The sequence below is a fragment of the Flavobacterium sp. genome, assembly GCF_036405015.1.
Lineage (GTDB): Bacteria > Bacteroidota > Bacteroidia > Flavobacteriales > Flavobacteriaceae > Flavobacterium.
The window spans coordinates 16039-38094 of sequence record NZ_DASWYK010000091.1; the positions used below are offsets into that span (position 1 = coordinate 16039).

Genomic DNA, 22056 nt, shown 5'->3' on the forward strand with positions numbered 1-22056 from the left:
AAATTATTGCTTGATTATCTTTCCTGTTTTGTGCAGATTATCAGCATCAAAACTATAAAAATACAATCCGCTTTGAAGTGATTGTAAAGAAAGAATTGGATTCGAATTGTTTATTTTTTCTTCTATTAATTTCTGACCTAATACTGAATAAATAGTTACAGAAGCGGTATTACTTTGATTTAGAAAAGAAAAAGTAACGGTATTTTTTACCGGATTTGGATAAACTGAAAAAGCGGTTTCTGCTATAAAATCATCAACGCTCAATGTCTTTCCAAAATTCGGAATTCCGTAACCATAATTATTGTCAGGATTTGAATATCGATCAGCAGAAGCGATAATCATCTGCCTGATTTCTTTATTTGTTTTTGTTGGAAAAGCCTGCCACAAAGAAGCTGCCATTCCAGCCATAATCGGGCACGAAAAAGAAGTTCCGCTTGCAGTTACAATATTTCCATTCGGATCAGAAACTACTGCTGCCACTCCTTGCGCCATAACTTCTGGTTTTATCCTTCCGTCATAAGTCGGTCCAATTGAACTAGAGCCCGCTTTTACTTTAGATGCAGTAACAGAACCAATGGCTAAAACTGAAACAGCATCGGCAGGAGATCCAATATGTTTTTCTACTTGAGTACCTTCATTTCCTGCTGAAGCTAAAACTAAAATTCCTTTATTAAAAGCAGTTTCAGCGCCACGCGAAATAAAAGTAGTAATTCCGTTCATATCACTGTAAGTATGATTGTACCTAATTTCGTCACGATAAAGGAAATATCCCAGCGAAGTCGTGATAATATCTACTCCCAAAGCATCTGCTTTCTCAGCAGCCTCTACCCAAAGTGATTCTTCAAGCGGATTTTCTTCTGCATCAATTTCAGTAATAAAAAGATAATAGGAAGCATTTGGAGCAGTTCCTATCAAAGCATTTTCTTTGTACCCTCCCATTGTAGAAAGCACTTTCGTCCCATGATCTCCTCCAGCATAGAAATTAGCATTTCGTGTAGTGTAATCGTAACCACCCAAAATTTTATTATTATTTCTAAGATTTTCAAACGGCTGAGCAGTATTTACACCTGGAAATCCAGCATCTAAAACGGCAATAATTTTACCTTCCCCAGTATAATTCTGCTGATGCAAAACCTGTCCATTCAACATTTCAATTTGATTAGCAGAACTACCGTAAGCATAATCAACAGCAGTTTGTGATTGTTTTTTCGTCTGACTAATTGCAGCTTCTGAAACCTTTTTCCCAGTAGTATTTAAAGTTCTATCTGCAAATTCTACTTTTTGAACAAAAGCTAAGGTTTTTAAGGCATTAATATTGGCTTGAGTTCCACGAATATGAAGCGCATTCAGCCATTTAGACTGCGCCATAACCGAAATTCCCGTACTCGATTTGATTTGATTTACAAATGAAATTTCCAAAGGAGCATCTGTAATATCCAAAGCGATCTTTTGATTGGTTCTTCGATCCAAAGCTCTTTGAGAAAGCTCTACTAGTGGATTATCAAAAAAAGTTTGTGCATTAGGTTTAGCATTAAAATAAACCCAAGCCTCTTGTTGTCCAAAAACTGTAAACGAAAGAAGTAATAAAAGAAAAGTAAAGTTATATCTCATAGCATACTTTTATGGAATCTCTTCCAAATAAAGTATAAAGCTAAGAAATTACTCCCGAACCAACTAATTCATTTCCTAAATACCAAGCAACAAATTGTCCTTCTGTAATAGCAGACTGTGGTTCTTCAAATTCCACATACATTCCGTGCTCAAATTGGTGCAACACCGCTTTCTGCAACGGCTGGCGGTAACGAATTCTAGCCATCACTTCCATTGTTTCACCAGCTTTTAATGTTAGATCTTCTCTAATCCAATGCACTTCAGATTCTCCAACAAAAAGTGCTTTTTTGAATAATCCTGGGTGCTGGCTTGATAAACCTGTATAAATCGTATTTGTTTCAACATCTGTAGCAATTACAAACAAAGGATCTGTTGTTCCTCCTACATTCAATCCTTTTCTTTGTCCAACTGTAAAATAATGAGCGCCTTGATGTTTTCCAACCACTTTTCCCATTGTTGGAATATATTCTAGTTTCTGAGATTCTAATTTCAATTCTTCTTCTACAGAAATTCCAGCTGGTTTTTCAACAACGTAAATTGGATCGTTTTTATCAACCTGAACAATTTTACCTTCTTTTGGTTGTAATTTTTGTTGCAAAAATTCTGGAAGACGAACTTTTCCAATAAAACACAAACCTTGAGAATCTTTCTTTTCTGCAGTAACCAATTCCATTTCAGCGGCAATTTCGCGAACTTCTGGTTTTGTTAAAGCTCCAATAGGAAACAAAGCTTTTGACAATTGCTCTTGAGACAATTGACATAAAAAGTAAGACTGATCTTTGTTGACATCATTTCCAGCAATCAATTGATAAACTGTTTTTCCGTCAACTTCAATTTCGCTTTTTTGACAATAATGCCCTGTTGCCACATAATCTGCTCCAAGACTTAAGGCGATTTTCATAAAAACATCAAATTTGATTTCGCGGTTACAAAGCACATCAGGATTTGGAGTTCTTCCTTTTTCGTATTCGTTAAACATATAGTCCACGATTTTTTCTTTGTATTCTTCGCTTAAATCAACGGTCTGAAACGGTATTCCGAGTTTTTCAGCAACAAGCAAAGCGTCGTTACTGTCTTCCAGCCACGGACATTCGTTTGAAATAGTAACCGAATCATCGTGCCAATTCTTCATAAAAAGGCCAATTACTTCGTATCCTTGCTGCTGCAATAAATAAGCTGCAACACTAGAATCTACTCCACCTGAAAGTCCAACAACTACTCGTTTCATTTTAAAAAGATTAAATTTTTAAGGTTGCAAAGGTACGTCAAATAATAGAAAATTTCACAATGGTTTGCATTAGTTTAAGTAATCCTGCGGTAGATAAAACTTATTGCTTTTTTAAGTACATTTAATTCTCTATTTTTTAAATATGAAAAAATACTTTTACAGCTTATTATTCCTTTTCGTCTTAACAAGTTTAAGCGCACAGCGTTTTTCGGCTTCACTTGCAAATTATGAAGCTTACAAAGCGTTTAAAGGAAAACCTTTGTCTGATAAATTTTCGAACATCGAATCGGTAAAAGTGATTTACGATTTGCGAAAACAAAAAATGTATTACTTCAACAGCAGTCTTATTTTATTGCATTTTGATTTTGCCACAAATTATCTAGGATACACTCCCGATTTAGAATTTTTCAATCTAAGAAACTACAGTAATACCGAAAAAGACAGAGATTTTCTACTTGGGAATTTAAATCACATTAAAGGAACAGACAAGTGGATTTTTGAACTTGCTGCTTCTGATCATATGCCGATTCCGCTCATTGAAAAATTCTTCAACTTAGTTAAAAACTCCACTTTTATCGGGCAAAAGCTAAAATTTTATTTGAATAATCCAGAAATAATGGACTGGCATCAACAACAGAAATTTAAAATTCCGTGCGTGAAATCAGATTATATTTTTGGTGAAATTAAATATCAAGAAGTTGTTCGTGGGAATAATGTCGGAATTTTAAAAAAATACAAAATCAAAGATTTAGAGACGATAAAACCTGATCCTGATGAAATTATTATTTTGGACGGAACGCCCGATATTCTTCCAAATGTGAGAGGAATTATCGTGAATGAACTCCAAACACCTTTAAGTCATTTGGTTCTTTTAGGAAAAAACAGAAAGATTCCGATTATGGCTTACACAGAAATCGAAAAAGACAACAATATCAAAAAACTGCTTTCTAAAAAAGTCGAACTTAAAATACAAGTAGATACTTTTTTCATTAAAGAAACAACTAAAAAAATCCAAGTAAAAACAGTTGGCAAAAAGAAAAAACTAACAATCGACAACAGCATAACCGAATTAGTCAATTTATCTCAAATTCCTAAAAAAGGAGTTAATTATATTGGTTCAAAAGCTCAAAATATGGCGTATTTAATCGCGATTTCAAAAGAAATTCCGTTTAAAACTCCAGAAGATGCGCATGCGATTCCGTTTTATTTTTACACCAAACACATTCAAAAGGAATCTATTTCTCCGTTAATTACGGAACTTTTAGCTTTTCCAAAGAAAGATTCAACGGTTTGGATTAATAAGCAGTTGAAAAAAATCAGAGATGCTATTAAAAAAGAACCTATTGATCCAGAATTAATTTCAAAACTAAATCTAGCTTTTAAAGATGCTAAATTCAAAAATTTCAGATTTCGATCTTCTACCAATGCCGAAGATTTAGATGATTTTAATGGCGCCGGATTGTACGATTCTAAAACAGGAATTTTAGGAGATTCTATCAAAACTTTTGAAAAAGCAATCAAACAAGTTTGGGCAAGCGTTTGGAATGAAGCTTCGTATAACGAAAGAGAGCTTTTTGGAATCGATCAGCAAAATATTGCTATGGGTGTTTTAGTACATCGATCTTTTCCTGATGAATTAGCAAATGGCGTTATCATTACCAAAAATCTTTTTAGATTTAATTTCCCTGGAATAACAGTCAATATTCAAAAAGGTGAAAACTCAGTTGTAAAACCAGAAAAAGGCGAAATCTGTGAGCAATTTGTCGCCTATCATTTTAATGACGGAAAAGACGATAAAGATTTTGATATTGATTATACTTCCAATTCTAATCTAAATAATAACGAACCTTTATTGAGTCGAAAAGAAATGAGCAACATATTTAATGTCAGCAGAAAAATTGAAGAAAAAATGTATCGTTATTGGCGTAAAAACCAATTTCATCCTGTTGATATTGAGTTTAAAATGGTTGGCGAAAAAAGAGAATTATACATCAAACAAGTTCGACCGTTTAACGATTAATAGAAAACCAACAAATCGATTTCATTTGCAGTGGTATTGATTAAAACAATCCTGAAATCAAATTCGTCAATTTTAATTTTCTCCTGAATTGATTTTCTAATCCATTCTTGATTTAAAGAAAAATTATCGTCAAGCGGAATTTTAACATCTACAGAATTCAGATATTTTGAAGCTTTTTTGTTGACAATGATTGAAGCTGCAATGTAAAATCCGATGATAATGATTTGAAAAAACAGCAACAATTCAATCTTTTCAAACGGATACATAATATCTAAAATAGACAACGTAATTGTTGCAAAAAGAAAGATAATAGCGTTTACCGTAAAAGATTGTGTCCTAAATCGAAGTATGGAAAAAATAGCAAATAATCCAAAACCAATTCCAACACCGATCTCAATTTTCGTAAAAAGATAACAGAGCGAAAAAGTACAAAGTCCAACAATGACCATTAACGGATTTATAGTGGCATTATCTTTTCTGTTGGAGAAAAAATACAGCAACAAAATCGAAAAAAACAAAAGTAGAAATCGTCCTAAAAGCTCGTTTAAATCCATTGACAAGAAGAATTAGTTTATCAAATGTAAACAATTTTATTCTTCATCAATTTTATTTTTAACGACGTAAATTTGATGCTTTTAATAATTACTTTTTAGGAGCTGGACCTTTTTCAGAAGCTTTATTCGTGTTTTTAGGATCACTCATATTGACTTCTTTTACCAATTTTCCTTTTTGATAAAACTGCCAGATTCCTGCTTTTTTGCCGTTCACAAATTTACCTTTAGAAGCAACCGATTTATCTGATTCATAAAAAACAGCATCTCCGTTGTATTCGTTATTTTTAAAAGTAGATTCTTCCAAAAGCGTTCCGTCTTGACCCAGTTTTTTATAAGGTCCTTCTTTTAAACCATTTTTATACATCATCTCTTCTGCCACTTTTGCATTTGGATAATAAATAGTTCGCAATCCTTCTAATTTTCCTGCTTTGTAATTTTCAACCGTCATTAAAACTTTAGAAGCTTTATGGTAATATTTCCATTCTCCCTCACGAGATTTTCCAATTTCTTTTCCTTCGCTTACAATGTTTTTATTCTGATCATAAAAAATAGTATACGAACTACCATCGTTAGCACTAAAATCTCTAGTTGCAATTATATCTCCTTTTTTAGTGTCATCAAAAAACTTAAATAAGCCAGTTTCTTTTCCGTGATTAAAAGTTCCTTCGTAACGAGGTCTTTTAGATTCGGTGTAAACACCTTTCCAAAGTCCGTCTTTTTTTCCTGATGCATCGACTTTATTATTGTCTGTCTGTGCGTTAGAAATAAGTGATGACAAGAATAATATAGCAAGTATGATTTTTTTAGCGATCATAGAAATAGTTTTGTTTTTAAGCTTAACGAAAATCTAAATTATAAATTATATTGGTATAAAAAAATCCCGATTTAATCGGGATTCTTTTTATTGAAAATTATTTCTTTTTCTTATTCTGCCCTTGAGCTTTTGCAGCTTCCTGCTGTTCCATCACTTCTTGAAGACGTTGTTGAAACTTGCTTGGCTTTTTAGGTTCTCTTTGTTTGTTTTCCTGAATCTGAGCGTGAATTTTATCACTGTCAACAATGTAATTTTTGATAACAAACATAATTCCGATTGTAATTAAGTTCGAGATAAAGTTGTACAAACTCAATCCAGCACCATAACTATTGAAGAAAATTAACATCATTAATGGAGAAACATAAATCATGATTTTCATCATTTTTGCCATATCTGGCATACCTTCTTGCTGAGGCGCTGCCATTTGCTGATCTCCAGATGTCATTTTCATGTAGAAGAAAATCGCGATTGCTGCCAAAATTGGGAACAAACTGATGTGATCTCCGTACATTGGAATATTGAATGGTAATTTTACAACAGAGTCAAAAGATGATAAATCGTCTGCCCAAAGGAAACTTTTTTGTCTTAATTCGAAAGCTGCAGGGAAAAACTGGAAAGATGCATACATAAAAGGCAACTGAATCAATGCCGGGATACATCCTGCCATCGGGTTTACACCTGCTTTGTTGTACAGTTTCATTGTTTCCTGTTGTTTCTTCATTGGGTCTTTTTTGAATTTCTCTCCCAACTCTGCAATATCAGGTCTTAAAACTTTCATTTTAGCCTGAGACAAGAACGACTTATACGTAATTGGCGACATAGCCAATTTGATGATAATCGTAAAAATGATAATCGCAATTCCTAAAGACAATCCAATTGTTGAACTTAAGAATCCGAATAATGGAATAAAGATTAATTTATTAATCCATCCGAAAATTCCCCATCCTAAAGGAATGATTTTATCGAAATTTTTATCGTAAGCTTTTAGTGTTTTGTAATCTACAGGACCCATATACAAACTCATTTTGTAATCGATCTCTCCGTTTGAAAACGCTAAAGGCAAATTGGCTCTAAATTGTTTTGTAAAAACAGTATCAATTTTTTCATCTTTAACTAAATCATCAGATTGTAGTTTTGAAGTTTCAAAAGGTTTTTCTGTAGATAAAATTGTAGCAAAGAAGTGTTGTTTAAAAGCCACATAGCTCACTTTCGTAGGCGTTTCTTCTTTTCCTTGTCCGTGAGAACTTACGTTGTTATATTTTGACTCTTCGTATTTGTAATCAACTTGAGCAAAACGATTTTCATAAGAAACACTTTTCTCGTTTCTGTATGTTTTTAAATCCCATTCTAAATTTAATGGTTTAGCAGAATTTAAAACTTTGTTTAATCCTTGAGAACGAATATCAAAACCAACTAAATAATCGTTTGGTTTAAGGATATATTTATACTCTAAAAATTCATTTGCACCCGCTTTTAAACGCATAGACAAAACCTGGTCTGCACCAATTTTTTCTAATGTTGGTTCGAAATACAAATCTTTAGAATTTAATGTTCTATTATCTGTAGTAAGAAGCTGTAAATTTAAATTTGAGTTGTTGTTTTTGATTAACTCAACTAATTGACCAGAACCTTTTTTAAATTTTTCGAATTCTTTTAAAGTAGCTTCAACAATGTAACCACCTTTGTTTGCGATTTTAAGCTTAAGCTTTTCGTTTTCAATTGTAGTAAAAGTTTCTTTTGCAGAAGGAAGCGTTGCAGAATAAGCAAATCCTCCTAAAGTTTTTTGCAATTGAGCCAATTGTAATGTATCTCCAGGAGTTGCAGTAACAGCTGGTAATGATGCAGTTTTAGCTTTATCGGCTTTTGCTTGTGCTTCTTGTTTAGCAACTAATTCTTTCTTGGCTTTTTGAGCTGCAATTTCTTTCTCAGAAGGTTGATTTTGATAAAAAATCCAAATCAAGATTCCGAATATCAATACAAAACCAATGATCGAATTGAGGTCTAATTTTTTTTCTTCCATTATTTTAAAAAAAGTTATTCGTTTGAGGATATTAGTTATTTGTTTAATTTAAATGTTACACCTCTTAGAATGAATTATTATTTTTTATGCGCATTTACTGCAGCAGCCACAAAGTTTACAAAAATCGGGTGCGGATTTGCAACTGTACTTTTGTATTCTGGGTGGTATTGCACACCAATAAAAAATGGGTGGTTTTCTAGCTCAACGATCTCAACTAAACCTGTGTCAGGATTTACTCCAGAAGCTTTTAAGCCAGCTTTTTGCAATTCATCTGCATATTTATTATTGTACTCATAACGGTGACGGTGACGCTCCGAAATAGTTTTTTCTCCGTAAATTTTGTACGCTAAAGTGTTTGGTTTAATATCACATTTCCAAGCACCTAAACGCATCGTTCCTCCTTTATCGGTTACATTTTTCTGCTCTTCCATTAAATTCACAACCGGATGAGGCGTTTTCTCATTCATCTCAGTAGAATTCGCTTCAGCGTAACCTAAAATATTTCTAGAATATTCAATAACAGACATCTGCATTCCTAAACAAATTCCGAAAAACGGAATATTGTTTTCACGTACAAAACGAACTGCTTCGATTTTTCCTTCAATACCTCTTTCACCAAAACCTGGAGCAACTAAAACTCCGTCAAGAGAACCTAATTTTTCTTCCACATTATCAGCATTGATATGCTCTGAGTGAATAGAAATTACATTTACTTTCGTTTCGTTTGCAGCACCTGCATGAATGAACGCCTCTAAAATAGATTTGTAACAATCCTGCATTTCTACATATTTTCCAACCAAACCAATGTTTACTGTTTGTTTTGGACTTTTTAATCTTTTTAAGAAAGTATTCCAAGTTTTAAGATCTGGAGATGCTTTTTTAGGAAGATCTAATTTCTTTAAAGCTACAACGTCTAATCCTTCTTCAAGCATTAAATTTGGAACTTCATATATCGTAGAAGCATCAATTGACTGAATAACCGCTTCTTTCTTAACATTACAGAATAAAGCTAATTTCTGGCGTAATTCCTGAGACAATTCGTGCTCCGTTCTACAAACCAAAATATCGGCTTTAATACCACTTTCCATCAAAGTTTTAACAGAGTGCTGTGTTGGTTTTGTTTTTAATTCACCTGCAGCAGCCAAATATGGAACTAAAGTCAAATGAATCACAATTCCGTTGTTTTCTCCTAACTCCCAAACCAACTGACGAACAGATTCTATATAAGGTAAAGATTCGATATCACCAACAGTACCACCAATTTCAGTAATAACAATATCATAATCGCCAGATTTACCTAGCAATTGCATTCTGTCTTTGATTTCGTTTGTGATATGAGGAACAACCTGAACCGTTTTCCCTAAAAACTCTCCTCTTCTTTCTTTTTCAATAACCGAAAGATAAACTCTTCCTGTAGTAACGTTATTAGCCTGAGAAGTAGGAACGTTTAAGAAACGCTCATAGTGTCCTAAGTCTAAATCAGTTTCAGCTCCATCATCTGTCACATAACATTCTCCGTGCTCATACGGGTTTAGTGTCCCCGGATCTACGTTAATGTATGGATCAAATTTCTGAATTGTAGTACGGTATCCTCTTCCTTGTAACAATTTTGCCAAAGATGCCGCGATAATCCCTTTTCCTAATGAAGAGGTCACACCTCCTGTAACAAAAATATATTTTGTTTGATTCATTCTGTTGTTTGTTTGTAAGTAGTTGTGTAAAAAACTTGGCAAAAGTACAAATTTAATTAGACAATTTGCTAATTAGAAAATTAGAAAATGTATGAATTAGAAAATTTAAGAAATAGATAAGTGATAATTAAAAAACAATGAATTAAATTCACTTTAAAACAACATTTTAATAGTATCTCTCTAAACATTTTCTAATTTTCTAATTTTCCCATTATATAATTATTTTAAGGTTTTGGATATTGTTTCTTAATATTTCGAATCAATTCTTCTAAGCCATTTAGCTTCAATTCATAAATAAGCTGTAACTGCTGTCCCAATTCTCCTTTAGGAAAACCTTTATTATGATACCAAACGACATAATATTCTGGAAGATCGATTAAATATTTCCCTTCATATTTCCCGAAAGGCATTTTGGTGTGTGCTAATTTTATAAGTTGTTTTTTGTCTTGATCCATAGTTTAGAAGAAAAAAGAAAAAAGAAAAAAGAAGCAAGAAGAAAGATCTAGCCTTCTTCTTGCTTCAATTATATGCAAAGCTATTATTTTTTGCCACAGATTAAAAGGATTAAAATGATTTTCTAATCTGTGTGTTTTTTTTGCCGCGAATTTCACGAATTTTCACTAATTATTTTTTTTATAATTGTTGCGAATATAAAAAACTTAGAACCTCAGAATCTTAGAACCTTAGCATCTTGAAAAAAAAGAAGCAAGAAAAAAGAACTTATTCAATTCTCTTTTCCTGCTTAAAAATATTGCTTAAGATTACAGATTCACATAAAAGCCAAAGATTTACACAAAGATTAGAAACCTTTGAACCTTTGCCCCTCAGCACCTTAGAACCTTTTTAGTAATGCCATCTCACGAAAGCCTCCATTGCCGCATAAGTTGCCAAACCTAATTGGTGGTACAATTCAGCTGTTTCGCGGTTTCTGTCTTCAGCTCTTTGCCAGAACTCTCTTGCGTCTGTTCCTTGGAAAACAACTCCATCTTTTTGAGATTGGTGTTTGAAAATTCCGTGACGTTTTGCCAAAACCTGATCTGGACTCATTGGAACTGCCATTTCAACTTCGTCAATTCCCCATTCCTGCCAAGCTCCACGGTACAACCATAACCAACAGTCGTTCATGAATTCTTTTGGTTTTAAAACTTTTACCGCTTCAAAAATAGCATCCAAACAAACTTTGTGCGTTCCGTGTGGATCTGCTAAATCTCCAGCTGCATAAATTTGGTGTGGCTTAATTTTCTCAATTAAATCAACAGTCAACTGAATATCTTCTGGTCCGATAGGTTTTTTCTCAATTGTTCCTGTTTCGTAGAAAGGTAATTCCATAAAGTGAATTTGAGAATCTGGAAGACCAACAAAATAACTTGTAGCTCTCGCCTCTCCTTTTCTAATCAAACCTTTAATGTAACGAACTTCAGGAATATCTATTTCGCTATTCTTTTTATTCTGCAAGAAAGCCTCTGCTTTTTTATAAATATTATCTGCTTCTTCACTTTTGATTCCGAATTTCTCGTTGTAATCAATTACGAATCTTGCAAAACGCAATGCTTCATCATCTGCAACCGCAATGTTTCCAGAAGTCTGGTAAGCAACATGCACTTCATGTCCCTGCTCTTGCAAACGCATAAAAGTTCCACCCATACTAATAATATCATCATCTGGATGCGGAGAGAAAATCAATACACGTTTTTTAGCTGGTTCAGCTCTTTCTGGACGATTTGAATCGTCTGAATTTGGTTTTCCACCTGGCCAACCTGTAATTGTATTTTGTAATTTATTGAAAATATTAATATTAATATCATAAGCCGGACCTGAATCTGCCAACAAATCACTCATACCATTTTCGATATAATCCGCATCTGTAAGCATCAAAATTGGTTTTTTAAGATCTAATGCCAATCCTAAAACCGCTTTACGAGTTAATTTATCTGTCCAAACAATTTTCTCAACCAACCAAGGTTTATTAACTCTAGTCAATTTTGAAGAAGCTTCTTTATCTAAAATAAAAACTGCATTGTTGTGTTCTTGCAAAAACGAAGCAGGAACTCTATTTGTAACTTCATCTTCTACAGATTTTTTTACAATATTTGCTTTTCCTTCTCCCCAAGCTAATAAAATCACTCTTTTTGCCTCCATGATTTTTTTAACTCCAAGCGTAATTGCAGTTCTTGGCGTATTATTCAAACCAAAGAAATCTTTGCTTGCTGCAACTCTTGTAATGTGATCTAAAGCTACCAAACGAGTTTTAGAGTTTTGAAGTGAACCAGATTCGTTAAAACCAATATGTCCGTTACCTCCAATTCCAAGAATCTGCAAATCGATTCCGCCTAAAGCTTCAATTTTAGCTTCGTATTCGTGGCAATAATCTGCAATTTGCTCTTTTGTCAAAAGTCCGTCTGGAACGTGTGCGTTTTCTGGTAAAATATCGACATGATCAAACAAAAGTTCTTTCATGAAACGAACGTAGCTATTGATTGAATTTGGTTCCATTGGATAGTATTCATCCAAGTTAAAACTGATTACGTTTTTAAAACTCAAACCTTCTTCTTTATGCAAACGCACTAATTCAGCATACAATCCTTTTGGAGAAGAACCAGTTGCCAAACCTAAAATACAAGGCTTTCCTTCTTTTTGTTTTTCTTTGATTAAAGCTGCAATTTCCTGCGCTACTTCTTTCGAAGCTTCTGTTGAGTTTTCAAAAACAACTGTATTGATGTTTTCGAATCGTTTTTCGAAACCTGTTGCTTTGTCGATTTTACTTTTTAACATGATATATTATTTTTATTTTTTGTTCAACTTTTCCATTTCCTGTATTTATGCCCTTTTACAGCATAAAACAAAATCATTATATAAGACGGTACTAATATTAAATAAGCTAATTGATTACCACTTCTAGAAACATCTTGCAGATTTTTTGCAACGTTTGCAGAATTGACACTTTCTGTAATCATTCCGTAAAAAAGTGGAAAAACTGCTCCACCAATAATTCCCATAATCAAAATAGCGCTTCCAATCTTGGTATAACCACCTAAATCCTGCAAAGCCATTGGCCAAATTGCCGGCCAGCACAATGCATTTGCCAAACCTAAAAGGGCTACTAAAAGAATTACAACGGGCATATTTTGAATTCCAGCGAATGCAATTGTTATTTTTGGCGAAATCAAAACAATAGTCAAAACCAATATTAAACCCAATAATCCTGAGACTTTTAGAGCGGTAACCTGAGAAACATATTTTGGAATTAAAACGATTCCCAAGATATATCCAACAACCATTGCAGACATAGTGAATGAAGTTAGTTTAAGATAGAAATTTCCTTCTTCTCCATAAACTCCTAACTGTTTTCCAAAACCTCCAATTGAATCGCCTGCTAAAACTTCGGCAGATAAATACAACATCAAAGTAATTACTCCCAAAACCAATTGTGGATGTCTAAATGCGTTTTTGATTTGTTTGAAAATATTCAAATTCGATACATTTCCTTCTTCATCTAAATCAATTTCTGGAAGAGGAGAAAATTTCACCAACAAAGCTAAAACCGTAATAATCAATCCCATATAAAGATACGGTCTTTGCAATTGCAATGCAAGAGAATTTAGCGCATTTGTTTTTGCAACTTCATCCATCAAAGCAATTTTATCTGCTGTAAAGTCCTGCATATTAGACAAAACCAAAACCGTCAATACGATTGGCGCTACGAATCCAGCTAGTTTATTTGCAATTCCTAAAACACTGATTCTTGCTGCGGCACTTTCTCTTGGACCAATTACGACAACATACGGATTTGAAGCCGTTTGCAAAACAGCCAAACCAGTTCCCATTATAAATAATGCTACTAAAAAGAAAAGAAATGTTCTGCTTGAAGCTGCAGGATAAAACATAAATGCTCCAGCAGCGATAATTAACAAACCTAAAGAAATTCCGTTCTTATAGCCCACTTTTTCAATTATATAAGAAGATGGAACTGCCATAACGAAATAGGCAATGTAAAATGCAAAAGTCACAAAATATGCTTGAGAAGAAGTTAATTCGCAAGCCAATTCAAAAAACGGAATTAAAGGTCCGTTCAACCAAGTTACAAATCCTAGAATAAAAAACAATAAAGTTAAAATCACCATCGGAACAACGGTGTTCTTTTTTTCTAACTGTAATGTACTTTGAATGTTTGTCATAATTTTTGGGTTGATTAGTTATAGATTTATTTCATTCAAAATCTAAATTAGAATCAACGCTTTTATTACTCAATGCGTAATTTATGCAAATATCTGCATTTTTTTTGCAAAACAAAAGTAGTACATAAAATTTCCTTAATTTCTAATTTAGATATGAAAATTTTGTTAATTTTTGCTATTCCAGTTTAAATCAGGGTAATATTTTGCTAAATACGCTTTTACATCAGCAATATCTTCTTTAGCAGTTAAGTCTGGAACATGCTCTGAAAACGGAATTCCGAGCGTAGTTTGCGGATTTTCCTTAACCGAGTTTAAAAGTACCGTCGGAAGCTCCTTTTCATCACGTTCTGGATGAACGGGACAATTCTTAAGATGCTTATATAATGTCTGACCATTAAATTTAAAAGCATTCATACTTACGCGAATCTTTCCTTCCGCATCTTTATATTGTTCTAAAACATCTTCTGAAGGTTTTTCTAAAATATCCAAAAGCTGATTGTTCTGATCTAATTTTACAATTGCAAATCGCGAAATGCGTTCCAACGGAAAATCCATTGCATCACGATCATAACTTATAAAAGCGTTCGGGCTTTCAGTTTCTCTCAACGCACGCAACGCTTCAGCCGAATACAAATTATCGCTATTACAAACCGAATAAAACTGCGAATTTAATTCTGGATATTGTTCTACAGCCTGAAACAAAGCATCTGCAGTCCCAAAAGGTTTTATTCTTCCTTCTGGAATATATTGAATTGCAAACGAAATATTAAGTCCATGAAAATCATTATTTTTCATTTTACTTCCGTAAAACTCTTTAAACAATTCTCCTTGCTCACCTATTATAATATAGATGTTTTTATAACCCGCTTTTTTGGCATTCCATAAAAGATAATCCAAAAGAGGCCTTCCGCTTGCGCCAACACCAATTAAACCTTTACTTCTTTCGTTCGCCTGTGCAATTTCTTCTGGAGATAAATTATCTATAACCGCTTCTTTTTTCATACGCGAAGAAGCTCCGCCGGCTAGAATCACTAAATTGTCGTGCATTTTATTTTAAATTTCAGTATTATCAATAATTCGTACTCCTGGATCTACATTTACTGCGTAAGCTTCTTCTGCTCCAGCATCTAAAATCGCCTTAATAACCTCATCTTCATTTTTCGGATCAGCAATAACAACAATGCTTCCACCGCCGCCAGAACCGACTATTTTTGCTCCGTATGCACCTGCTTTCAATGCCGCATTCACCATTTCGTCAATTCTTGGAACCGTAATTTTTAGCAAATCGCGTAAAACTTCATGATGACCATTCATTAAAGCTCCAATTTTTTTAAGATCCAAAACAGGTTTTTCAAATTCTTTTAAAGCTTCTTTTGTATAATGGTAATTTATAATTGCCGCTTCAAAAAACGGAATCAAACGATCTGGAAGACAATTTCTATAATGATCTAAATCTTTCAATTCAGAAGTATGCAAATCAAAATCTGGATAATTTTGTTTTACAATATCGATTGCCATTAAAGCATTCCCTTTCAATTCTCCCAACAAACCGATAGTTTCTTTTGGAACACCCGAAACCCCAGTAATCAAACCTTTTAGCTCTGTTCCGATTACATCAAAAGAAAAAGGCTTTTTGGTATTGATGTAAACGATATTTCCAACACCAATACTAAAATGATCCATCATCCCACCTGGCTCCCCATGTTCTAATACTTCTGATTCATATCCTAATTTTGAAAGAAAATCAGGCGTCACTTCATGATCAATCCCAAAAGCCTCTATCAGAAATCGAATCCAAGCCATTAATAACGCAGAAGAACTTGACGTTCCGGAATTTATCGGAATATCTCCTGTAATAGTTATCGTATAACCTTTCGTAGGTACACAGCCGTATCTACGTAAAACACGTAAAGAAGAAGCAAAGTAATCTCTAGATTCTAATTTTTCGAATGCAGCATGAATATCAATAACCCGAATCTCATCTATATCAATCATATTGAGAACGAAAGTATCGGTTTGATTTTCTTTTGCAATTAATTTAATATTTCGATCTATAGCACAGGCTATAACAGGCAATCCTAAATAATCTTGATGATCTCCAAAAAGACAGGTTCTCCCTGGCGCAGAAGCAGTAATTTTTCTCATTAAAAATAAGATATTAAAACACTAAAAGACAATGCCTTAAAGTATATTCTGATTAGTAAATTTAATTTGATTTTGGATTTTGATTGTACGAAACTAGAGATTATATTTTTATAAAACAAGAAAAACACAAAAAATGTGCTCGAACACACTAAAATAATGTTCTCGAGCACACTTTGTGATTATTTCGATTTTTTTGTATTTATTTATTCAAAGTTTCTATATTTGCTAATATGGATAAAAAGTACACAATTAAGGATATAGCACAAATGGCAGGAGTTTCAAAAGGAACTGTAGATCGTGTGCTTCACAATAGAGGAAAGGTCTCTCCTGCTGCACTGGAAAAAATCAATGAAGTCTTAAACGTTATTGATTACGAACCTAACTTAATTGCAAGAAATTTAAAAAGTACTAAAATCTATCGTATTTGCGTATTATTACCGGATCCCGCTTTCGATTCCTACTGGCTTCCTTGTGTAAATGGAATTCAGGACGCCATAACTGAATTTAAAGCTTATAGTGTTGTTATAGAAACACATTATTTTAATCCAGAAAGCACCAAATCTTTTCTAAAGACAAACGAGGCTATTATTACACAATCACCAGATGCTGTTTTGTTGACTCCTCTTTTTCACAAAGAAACCATAGAAGTCATAAAACAATATGACGAATTGGGAATTATGGTTAACACTTTTAATAATCAGGTCGAATCTTCTTCTATCAAAAGTTTTGTTGGTCAGGATTTATACAAAAGTGGCCGAGTAGCCGCCAGTCTGATGAATTTAATCCTGCCTAAGGGTCAAATTGCTGTTATCCACATAGATGAGAGCCTTAAAAATGCAGTTCATATGCAGGAAAAAGAAAAAGGCTTTAGAAATTATTTTGAAGAAAAAAATCTTTCCGATTTTTCTTTGCTTACTTTAAAATTAAAATACTCTAACATTGAAACAAAATTCAATGCTTTTTTAGACGAACATCCTGATTTAAATGGTATCTTCATCACAACCTCCAAAGCTTATCAGATTGCCTCTGTACTTTCAACTATTGAAAACAGAAAAATCACTTTGATTGGTTATGATTTAATTGAAAAAAATGTAAGCTTTTTAAATCAAGGACTCGTTCATTTTTTAATTCACCAAAACCAAAAAAGACAGGCATACCTTGGAGTAAGTACTTTAGTAGAACATTTTTTATTTAGAAAAGATATCCCAGAAACTATTCTACTTCCGATCGATATTATAAATGTTGAAAATGCCTCTTTTTACGCTTCCTGATTTTTTAAACAGAGAAATAAACAACAAAAAAAGAAAGCTTTTTAGAATATCTCGCAGATAAAATCTTTTTAATCTGCGAGAAACAAAACACTTTAGCAACCTTTATTTATTGTACCAAAACAAACTTTCCAAAAGATGAAGCTATATGAAAATTAGGTTCTTTTGTATTTGGATTTACCCACGAAATCCAAGTTGGTTCATAATTTCCGTTTTTATCTGTAGAAAATTTTGCCCTATAAACACCCGTCTCGATAGTATTATTATGAATCAAATCTAGCTTTTCTAGCGATTCAATACTAATTATTCCAGCAACTGTAAAAGAAACCTCATCCGTAGAAGATTCTAATTTTATATGCTTTTCAGGCCACTTCCATTCGTAATCGAAAACTTTTTCAGGAAGTGCATGAAAATCCAATAATCTTGTTGAAGGATCAATTTCCAGGCAATAATACGGATCTAGTTTGTCATTACTTCTAAAAAACAACTCCACTCGATCCGAATTACAAATACTTTCCACACTATCATCTTTCTCATCTATATAAACATCAGTATCAAAAACCCGAAATTTAAAATAGAAATTCTTTTTATCCCATAGTGCACGAAATTCAATTTTTAAAACTGGATTATTATTCCACGGAGATGAAAAATCAGTCAAACAATGTGCTTTTTCCCAGAAAACAGGATTCAAAATTTTGCACTCATTTTTTTGATTTTCATCAATTAAAGTCACATGATATTCTTTCACAATACTAATTCTTAAAATTTGTCAATTTCTGATTTTGGAAAAACTAAAAAACCACCTCGAATCCGAATGCAGATTTAATTTTTTTTTTGAATTAGCCAAGATAGCTTAAAATTCAATAAAAAAGGCTAGCATACCACAAAATTAAATCGAAAATTCAACAGCAAAAGCGACAAGAAAAGACTAGTTAATTTTTACATTTTTGAATTAGTAATTGCGAAATTCACAAGTTTTTTCAAAATGAGCTTTTATTATTCAAAAAACACTTGTTTTTCAAAACTTCATTCCTCCTAAATTATTTTAAAAATATCACATCTTTTTAAGCTAAAAAAAACGTTTCATATAATTTTATGTGCTCGAGAACATAAATTTTGTGTGTTCGAGCACATTTTTTGTGTTTTTTCTTGTTTTATAAAAATATAATCTCTAGTTTCGTCAGAGATTAATCTTAAAACTAAGTTAATTAGGTAAAAAAACAGGTGATTTTAAAGCTTTTAAAAGAGAGAAGAAAAGGGCAAATGAGCTGTATTCGGGCTAAAAAATAAAACCTCGATTTTGCCGGAAAACCAATTCAGTTAAAACTCATGAAAAAGAAAAAATGAAATTCCGAATTAAAAAAGAAATCTAAAACCTACAAACAAGGAAAAAACAATTAAACATTAACCAAAACCAATTTTCAGTATGAAATTATTAACCCAAAAAAAACCAAGAGATTTTCGGATTAAGAATTTATCCCGCACAGAAATCAAACTAACCGTTTTGTCTTTATTAGTTTTTACATTTCAAGCTTCAGCTGCTTCATCAATAAATAGTTCTGATAAAAACTACAAAACAGTATTTTTTGAAAAAATTGTAAAAGGAAAAGTTACAGACAAAGACGGTCTGCCTCTTCCAGGTGCTAATGTTGTGGTAAAAGGAACTACAAAAGGTGTTCAGACAGATGTAGATGGAAGCTTCGCAATTACTGTTGCTGATAATGTTACTAAACTTGTAGTTACTTACATTGGTATGGAAGATCAAGAAGTAACGATTGGAAATGCTCCTCTCAAAATTGTCATGAAAGAAGCTGGACAAAAATTAGAAGAGGTTGTTATTGGATATGGAAAAGCAAGAAAAAAAGACCTTACAGGTTCTGTAGCCTCTGTTGGAAAAGACAATTTAAACTTAGGTGGTACTGTAGCCAATGTTGGACAAGCTTTACAAGGACGTGCTTCGGGAGTACAGGTACAACAAAACAGTTATGCGCCGGGAACTACTCCTACTATAGTCGTGAGAGGTGGAAATTCAATAACAACCTCAAATGCGCCGTTGTATGTTGTAGATGGTTTTATTACCAGTACTGGAGCATCAATCAGTCCAAATGATATTGAAAGTATCCAGATTCTTAAAGATGCTGCTTCTACTGCAATTTATGGTTCAAGAGGAGGAAATGGAGTTATCATGATTACTACTAAAAAAGGAAAATCAGGAAAAATGCAGATTGAGGGCGAAATTTCAGATGGTTTTCAAAACATTATTCAAGAGCCATCACTACTAACTGGTCAGCAATATGCCTCTATACAAAATGCTATAGCTACTGAAAACGGAAGACCTGCCGTATTTCCTTCTAGCTTTCCAATTGCTAACACAAACTGGTTCAAAGCCGCAACACGTCCAGGTGAAGTACTAAACAGAACCTTAACTTTTAGTGGAAGCGATAAAACATCAAAATTCTTTCTATCAGGGAATTATTTAAAACAAAAGGGAGCAATAGAAAATACTGATTTCACAAGATATAGTGTTCGTATTGGAACAGAGAAAAAATTTACCGAGAAAGTAACTGTAGGCGCTAATGTATATGGTGCTGCAAGTGAAGGACACAACAGCGATTTTGGTGATAATATCTTATCTCCTATGTTTTCTATTCAGACAGCACCACCAGCAATTCCTATTTACAACCCAGATGGTTCGTACTATAAATATCAAGGAAAAGATAATGCCTTGGCTCTTTTATTAGAACCAACTGACCATACTATCAACAGACTCGTTAATGGGAATATGTTTGTAGATTATGAAGTTATAAAAGGCTTGACTTATCATTTTGGAGCTGGTGCAGAATGGCAGGAAAACATTCAGGGAAAATATACCCCACGAACTCTGGTTGCAGGAGCTGCATTAAATGGTACAGGATCTGAAGAAAACAAAACTTATTTTAGATGGAGTACAGAACAATATTTAACCTATAAATTTAATATCAAAGAGCAGCATTCTTTTACAGCAATGATTGGAACATCTAATCAAAAAGATACTTATGAAAGAATGAAAGCATCAGGTTCTGGTTTCTCAAATGATATTCTGACCTATTACAAACTAGAAAGTGCCGCAGTTTATTTAAAACCTGAAACTCAAAAACAAGAAACGAAACTTACTTCTTATTTTGGAAGGCTGGGATATGCTTTTGATGACAAATATCTGGCTTCATTTACAATTAGACGTGATGGTTCTTCTCGTTTTGGTCCAAATAACAAATATGGTACATTCCCTTCTGGAGCTATTGCCTGGAGAATGTCTAAAGAAGCATTTATTGAAAAGTTAGATGTTTTTTCTGAACTAAAATTAAGAGTAAGTTACGGAATTACTGGTAATGACGGAATTGCAGATTATTTATACATGTCAAATCTTTCTCCTTGGAACACTGCTATTTCAGATGGTTCTTTTGTAGGAGGTACTGAACCTAACAATTTATCAAATCCTGACCTAAAATGGGAGCAGCAAGCACAAACCAATATCGGTTTAGATATGGGGTTCTTTAATGACAGACTTACTGCTACAATTGACGTTTACAAAAAGAGAACAACAGACGCTCTTTTGGATGTCCCTGTTGGAGGATGGTGGGGATTTTCGACTCAAACACTTAACTCAGGCGTAGTGGACAATAAAGGTATAGAACTTGGCATTACCAGTGAAAACTTTAGAAATGATAAATTTTACTGGAGAACATCTCTAAATCTTGCATACAACAAACAAGAAGTTGTTTCACTTGCTGATAATGTTAAGCTCATCAGTGTTAATACTTCTAACCCAAGCGGTACTGTTTCTGGTCGTGAATTTACAAGACTTGAACCTGGAAAAGAGATGGGATTATTATACGGATTTAAATATGCCGGAGTAATAAAAACAGGGGAAACTTATGCTCCGCAACCCCTATCTAAACCAGGTGATCCAAAATATGAAGATCTAGATGGTGATGGAATGATTACAGCAAAAGACAGAACTTATTTAGGAAATTCAACTCCTCATTATATTGTTGGTTTTAATAATGATTTTAGATTCGGAAATTTTGATATAAATCTCTTTTTCCAGGGAGCACTTGATTATTCTGTTTACAATATGACCAGAATGGTTGGAGAATCAAGTACAAGTACAGATGCTCTAAATCGTTGGGTAGCTGGTACAAATGAAAACACCGATATTCCGAGAGATGGTTATTATAAATCTTCATATGGAAGCTATGTAAACTCAAAATTTGTCGAAGATGCATCTTATTTGCGTCTTAAAAATTTATCTATTGGATATTCTATACCAGAAAGTATTTTAAAACCAACAAAATTTATTGACAATATTAGATTATACGCCACAGGTCAAAATTTACTGACCATTACAAAATATTCTGGAAATGATCCTGAAATAAATGGACATACCAATACTGCCAGAGCACAAAATCTTGGTGGAGGAATTGATTTCAACTCATTCCCAGCTTCCAGAACATTTATACTAGGGATCAAAATAGCAATTCATTAATAGCT

At 33.3% G+C, this 22056-nt stretch carries 15 protein-coding genes; 3 read left to right on the forward strand and 12 right to left on the reverse strand.

All coding sequences use genetic code 11. The features are described from left to right. Window positions 1-3: 3 nt before the first annotated feature. On the reverse strand, window positions 4-1611 hold the full coding sequence (locus VGE71_RS07515; RefSeq protein ID WP_331137774.1) for a S8 family serine peptidase: 1608 nt from the start codon (window positions 1609-1611) through the stop codon (window positions 4-6). A gap of 40 nt (window positions 1612-1651) precedes the next feature. Then, complete coding sequence (gene mnmA, locus VGE71_RS07520) at window positions 1652-2839, reverse strand: tRNA 2-thiouridine(34) synthase MnmA (RefSeq protein ID WP_331137775.1); 1188 nt, start codon at window positions 2837-2839, stop codon at window positions 1652-1654. A gap of 142 nt (window positions 2840-2981) precedes the next feature. Here mnmA and VGE71_RS07525 point away from each other — a divergent pair, with 142 nt between their 5' ends. Next, window positions 2982-4859, forward strand: a complete 1878-nt coding sequence (locus tag VGE71_RS07525) for a PEP/pyruvate-binding domain-containing protein (protein ID WP_331137776.1) — start codon at window positions 2982-2984, stop codon at window positions 4857-4859. Here VGE71_RS07525 and VGE71_RS07530 read toward each other — a convergent pair. The 9 genes from VGE71_RS07530 to VGE71_RS07570 form a co-directional block, all read right to left on the reverse strand. Further along, window positions 4856-5413, reverse strand: coding sequence for a DUF4956 domain-containing protein (locus tag VGE71_RS07530; RefSeq protein WP_331137777.1), 558 nt, complete (start codon window positions 5411-5413; stop codon window positions 4856-4858). The genes VGE71_RS07525 and VGE71_RS07530 overlap by 4 nt on opposite strands. Before the next feature lie 88 nt (window positions 5414-5501). Then, window positions 5502-6227: a hypothetical protein gene (locus VGE71_RS07535; protein WP_331137778.1), complete on the reverse strand. Its 726-nt coding sequence runs from the start codon at window positions 6225-6227 to the stop codon at window positions 5502-5504. A gap of 97 nt (window positions 6228-6324) precedes the next feature. Further along, entirely contained in the window at window positions 6325-8247 is a 1923-nt protein-coding gene (gene yidC / locus VGE71_RS07540; RefSeq protein WP_331137779.1) for a membrane protein insertase YidC, read from the reverse strand. 77 nt (window positions 8248-8324) lie between these two features. Next, complete coding sequence (locus tag VGE71_RS07545; protein ID WP_331137780.1) at window positions 8325-9938, reverse strand: CTP synthase; 1614 nt, start codon at window positions 9936-9938, stop codon at window positions 8325-8327. A 224-nt stretch (window positions 9939-10162) separates the two neighbouring features. After that, window positions 10163-10393 carry a DUF3820 family protein gene (locus VGE71_RS07550; protein WP_008462478.1) on the reverse strand — a complete coding sequence of 77 codons (231 nt, stop codon included), beginning with the start codon at window positions 10391-10393 and terminating at the stop codon, window positions 10163-10165. A gap of 388 nt (window positions 10394-10781) precedes the next feature. Continuing rightward, a complete protein-coding gene (gene nagB, locus VGE71_RS07555; RefSeq protein WP_331137781.1) occupies window positions 10782-12710 on the reverse strand; it encodes a glucosamine-6-phosphate deaminase in 1929 nt (642 codons plus the stop codon). A 23-nt stretch (window positions 12711-12733) separates the two neighbouring features. Further along, entirely contained in the window at window positions 12734-14113 is a 1380-nt protein-coding gene (locus tag VGE71_RS07560; protein WP_331137782.1) for a sugar MFS transporter, read from the reverse strand. Between the two features lie 165 nt (window positions 14114-14278). After that, complete coding sequence (locus tag VGE71_RS07565; RefSeq protein ID WP_331137783.1) at window positions 14279-15160, reverse strand: sugar phosphate nucleotidyltransferase; 882 nt, start codon at window positions 15158-15160, stop codon at window positions 14279-14281. A gap of 6 nt (window positions 15161-15166) precedes the next feature. Further along, a complete protein-coding gene (locus VGE71_RS07570) occupies window positions 15167-16258 on the reverse strand; it encodes a galactokinase family protein (protein WP_331137784.1) in 1092 nt (363 codons plus the stop codon). A 230-nt stretch (window positions 16259-16488) separates the two neighbouring features. Between VGE71_RS07570 and VGE71_RS07575 the strand changes: the two genes are divergently transcribed. Then, window positions 16489-17529 carry a LacI family DNA-binding transcriptional regulator gene (locus VGE71_RS07575; RefSeq protein ID WP_331137785.1) on the forward strand — a complete coding sequence of 347 codons (1041 nt, stop codon included), beginning with the start codon at window positions 16489-16491 and terminating at the stop codon, window positions 17527-17529. A gap of 106 nt (window positions 17530-17635) precedes the next feature. Here the strand turns inward: VGE71_RS07575 and VGE71_RS07580 are convergent, their stop codons facing one another. Continuing rightward, window positions 17636-18274: a carbohydrate-binding family 9-like protein gene (locus tag VGE71_RS07580; RefSeq protein WP_331137786.1), complete on the reverse strand. Its 639-nt coding sequence runs from the start codon at window positions 18272-18274 to the stop codon at window positions 17636-17638. A 678-nt stretch (window positions 18275-18952) separates the two neighbouring features. Between VGE71_RS07580 and VGE71_RS07585 the strand changes: the two genes are divergently transcribed. Beyond that, window positions 18953-22051 carry a TonB-dependent receptor gene (locus VGE71_RS07585; protein WP_331137787.1) on the forward strand — a complete coding sequence of 1033 codons (3099 nt, stop codon included), beginning with the start codon at window positions 18953-18955 and terminating at the stop codon, window positions 22049-22051. Window positions 22052-22056 lie beyond the last annotated feature (5 nt).

Bases quoted from the DNA above. Each gene is read 5' to 3' on its own strand.
- VGE71_RS07515 (WP_331137774.1), bottom strand. From the start codon at position 1,611: ATGAGATATAACTTTACTTTTCTTTTATTACTTCTTTCGTTTACAGTT.
- mnmA (WP_331137775.1), bottom strand. From the start codon at position 2,839: ATGAAACGAGTAGTTGTTGGACTTTCAGGTGGAGTAGATTCTAGTGTT.
- VGE71_RS07525 (WP_331137776.1), top strand. From the start codon at position 2,982: ATGAAAAAATACTTTTACAGCTTATTATTCCTTTTCGTCTTAACAAGT.
- VGE71_RS07530 (WP_331137777.1), bottom strand. From the start codon at position 5,413: ATGGATTTAAACGAGCTTTTAGGACGATTTCTACTTTTGTTTTTTTCG.
- VGE71_RS07535 (WP_331137778.1), bottom strand. From the start codon at position 6,227: ATGATCGCTAAAAAAATCATACTTGCTATATTATTCTTGTCATCACTT.
- yidC (WP_331137779.1), bottom strand. From the start codon at position 8,247: ATGGAAGAAAAAAAATTAGACCTCAATTCGATCATTGGTTTTGTATTG.
- VGE71_RS07545 (WP_331137780.1), bottom strand. From the start codon at position 9,938: ATGAATCAAACAAAATATATTTTTGTTACAGGAGGTGTGACCTCTTCA.
- VGE71_RS07550 (WP_008462478.1), bottom strand. From the start codon at position 10,393: ATGGATCAAGACAAAAAACAACTTATAAAATTAGCACACACCAAAATG.
- nagB (WP_331137781.1), bottom strand. From the start codon at position 12,710: ATGTTAAAAAGTAAAATCGACAAAGCAACAGGTTTCGAAAAACGATTC.
- VGE71_RS07560 (WP_331137782.1), bottom strand. From the start codon at position 14,113: ATGACAAACATTCAAAGTACATTACAGTTAGAAAAAAAGAACACCGTT.
- VGE71_RS07565 (WP_331137783.1), bottom strand. From the start codon at position 15,160: ATGCACGACAATTTAGTGATTCTAGCCGGCGGAGCTTCTTCGCGTATG.
- VGE71_RS07570 (WP_331137784.1), bottom strand. From the start codon at position 16,258: ATGAGAAAAATTACTGCTTCTGCGCCAGGGAGAACCTGTCTTTTTGGA.
- VGE71_RS07575 (WP_331137785.1), top strand. From the start codon at position 16,489: ATGGATAAAAAGTACACAATTAAGGATATAGCACAAATGGCAGGAGTT.
- VGE71_RS07585 (WP_331137787.1), top strand. From the start codon at position 18,953: ATGAAATTATTAACCCAAAAAAAACCAAGAGATTTTCGGATTAAGAAT.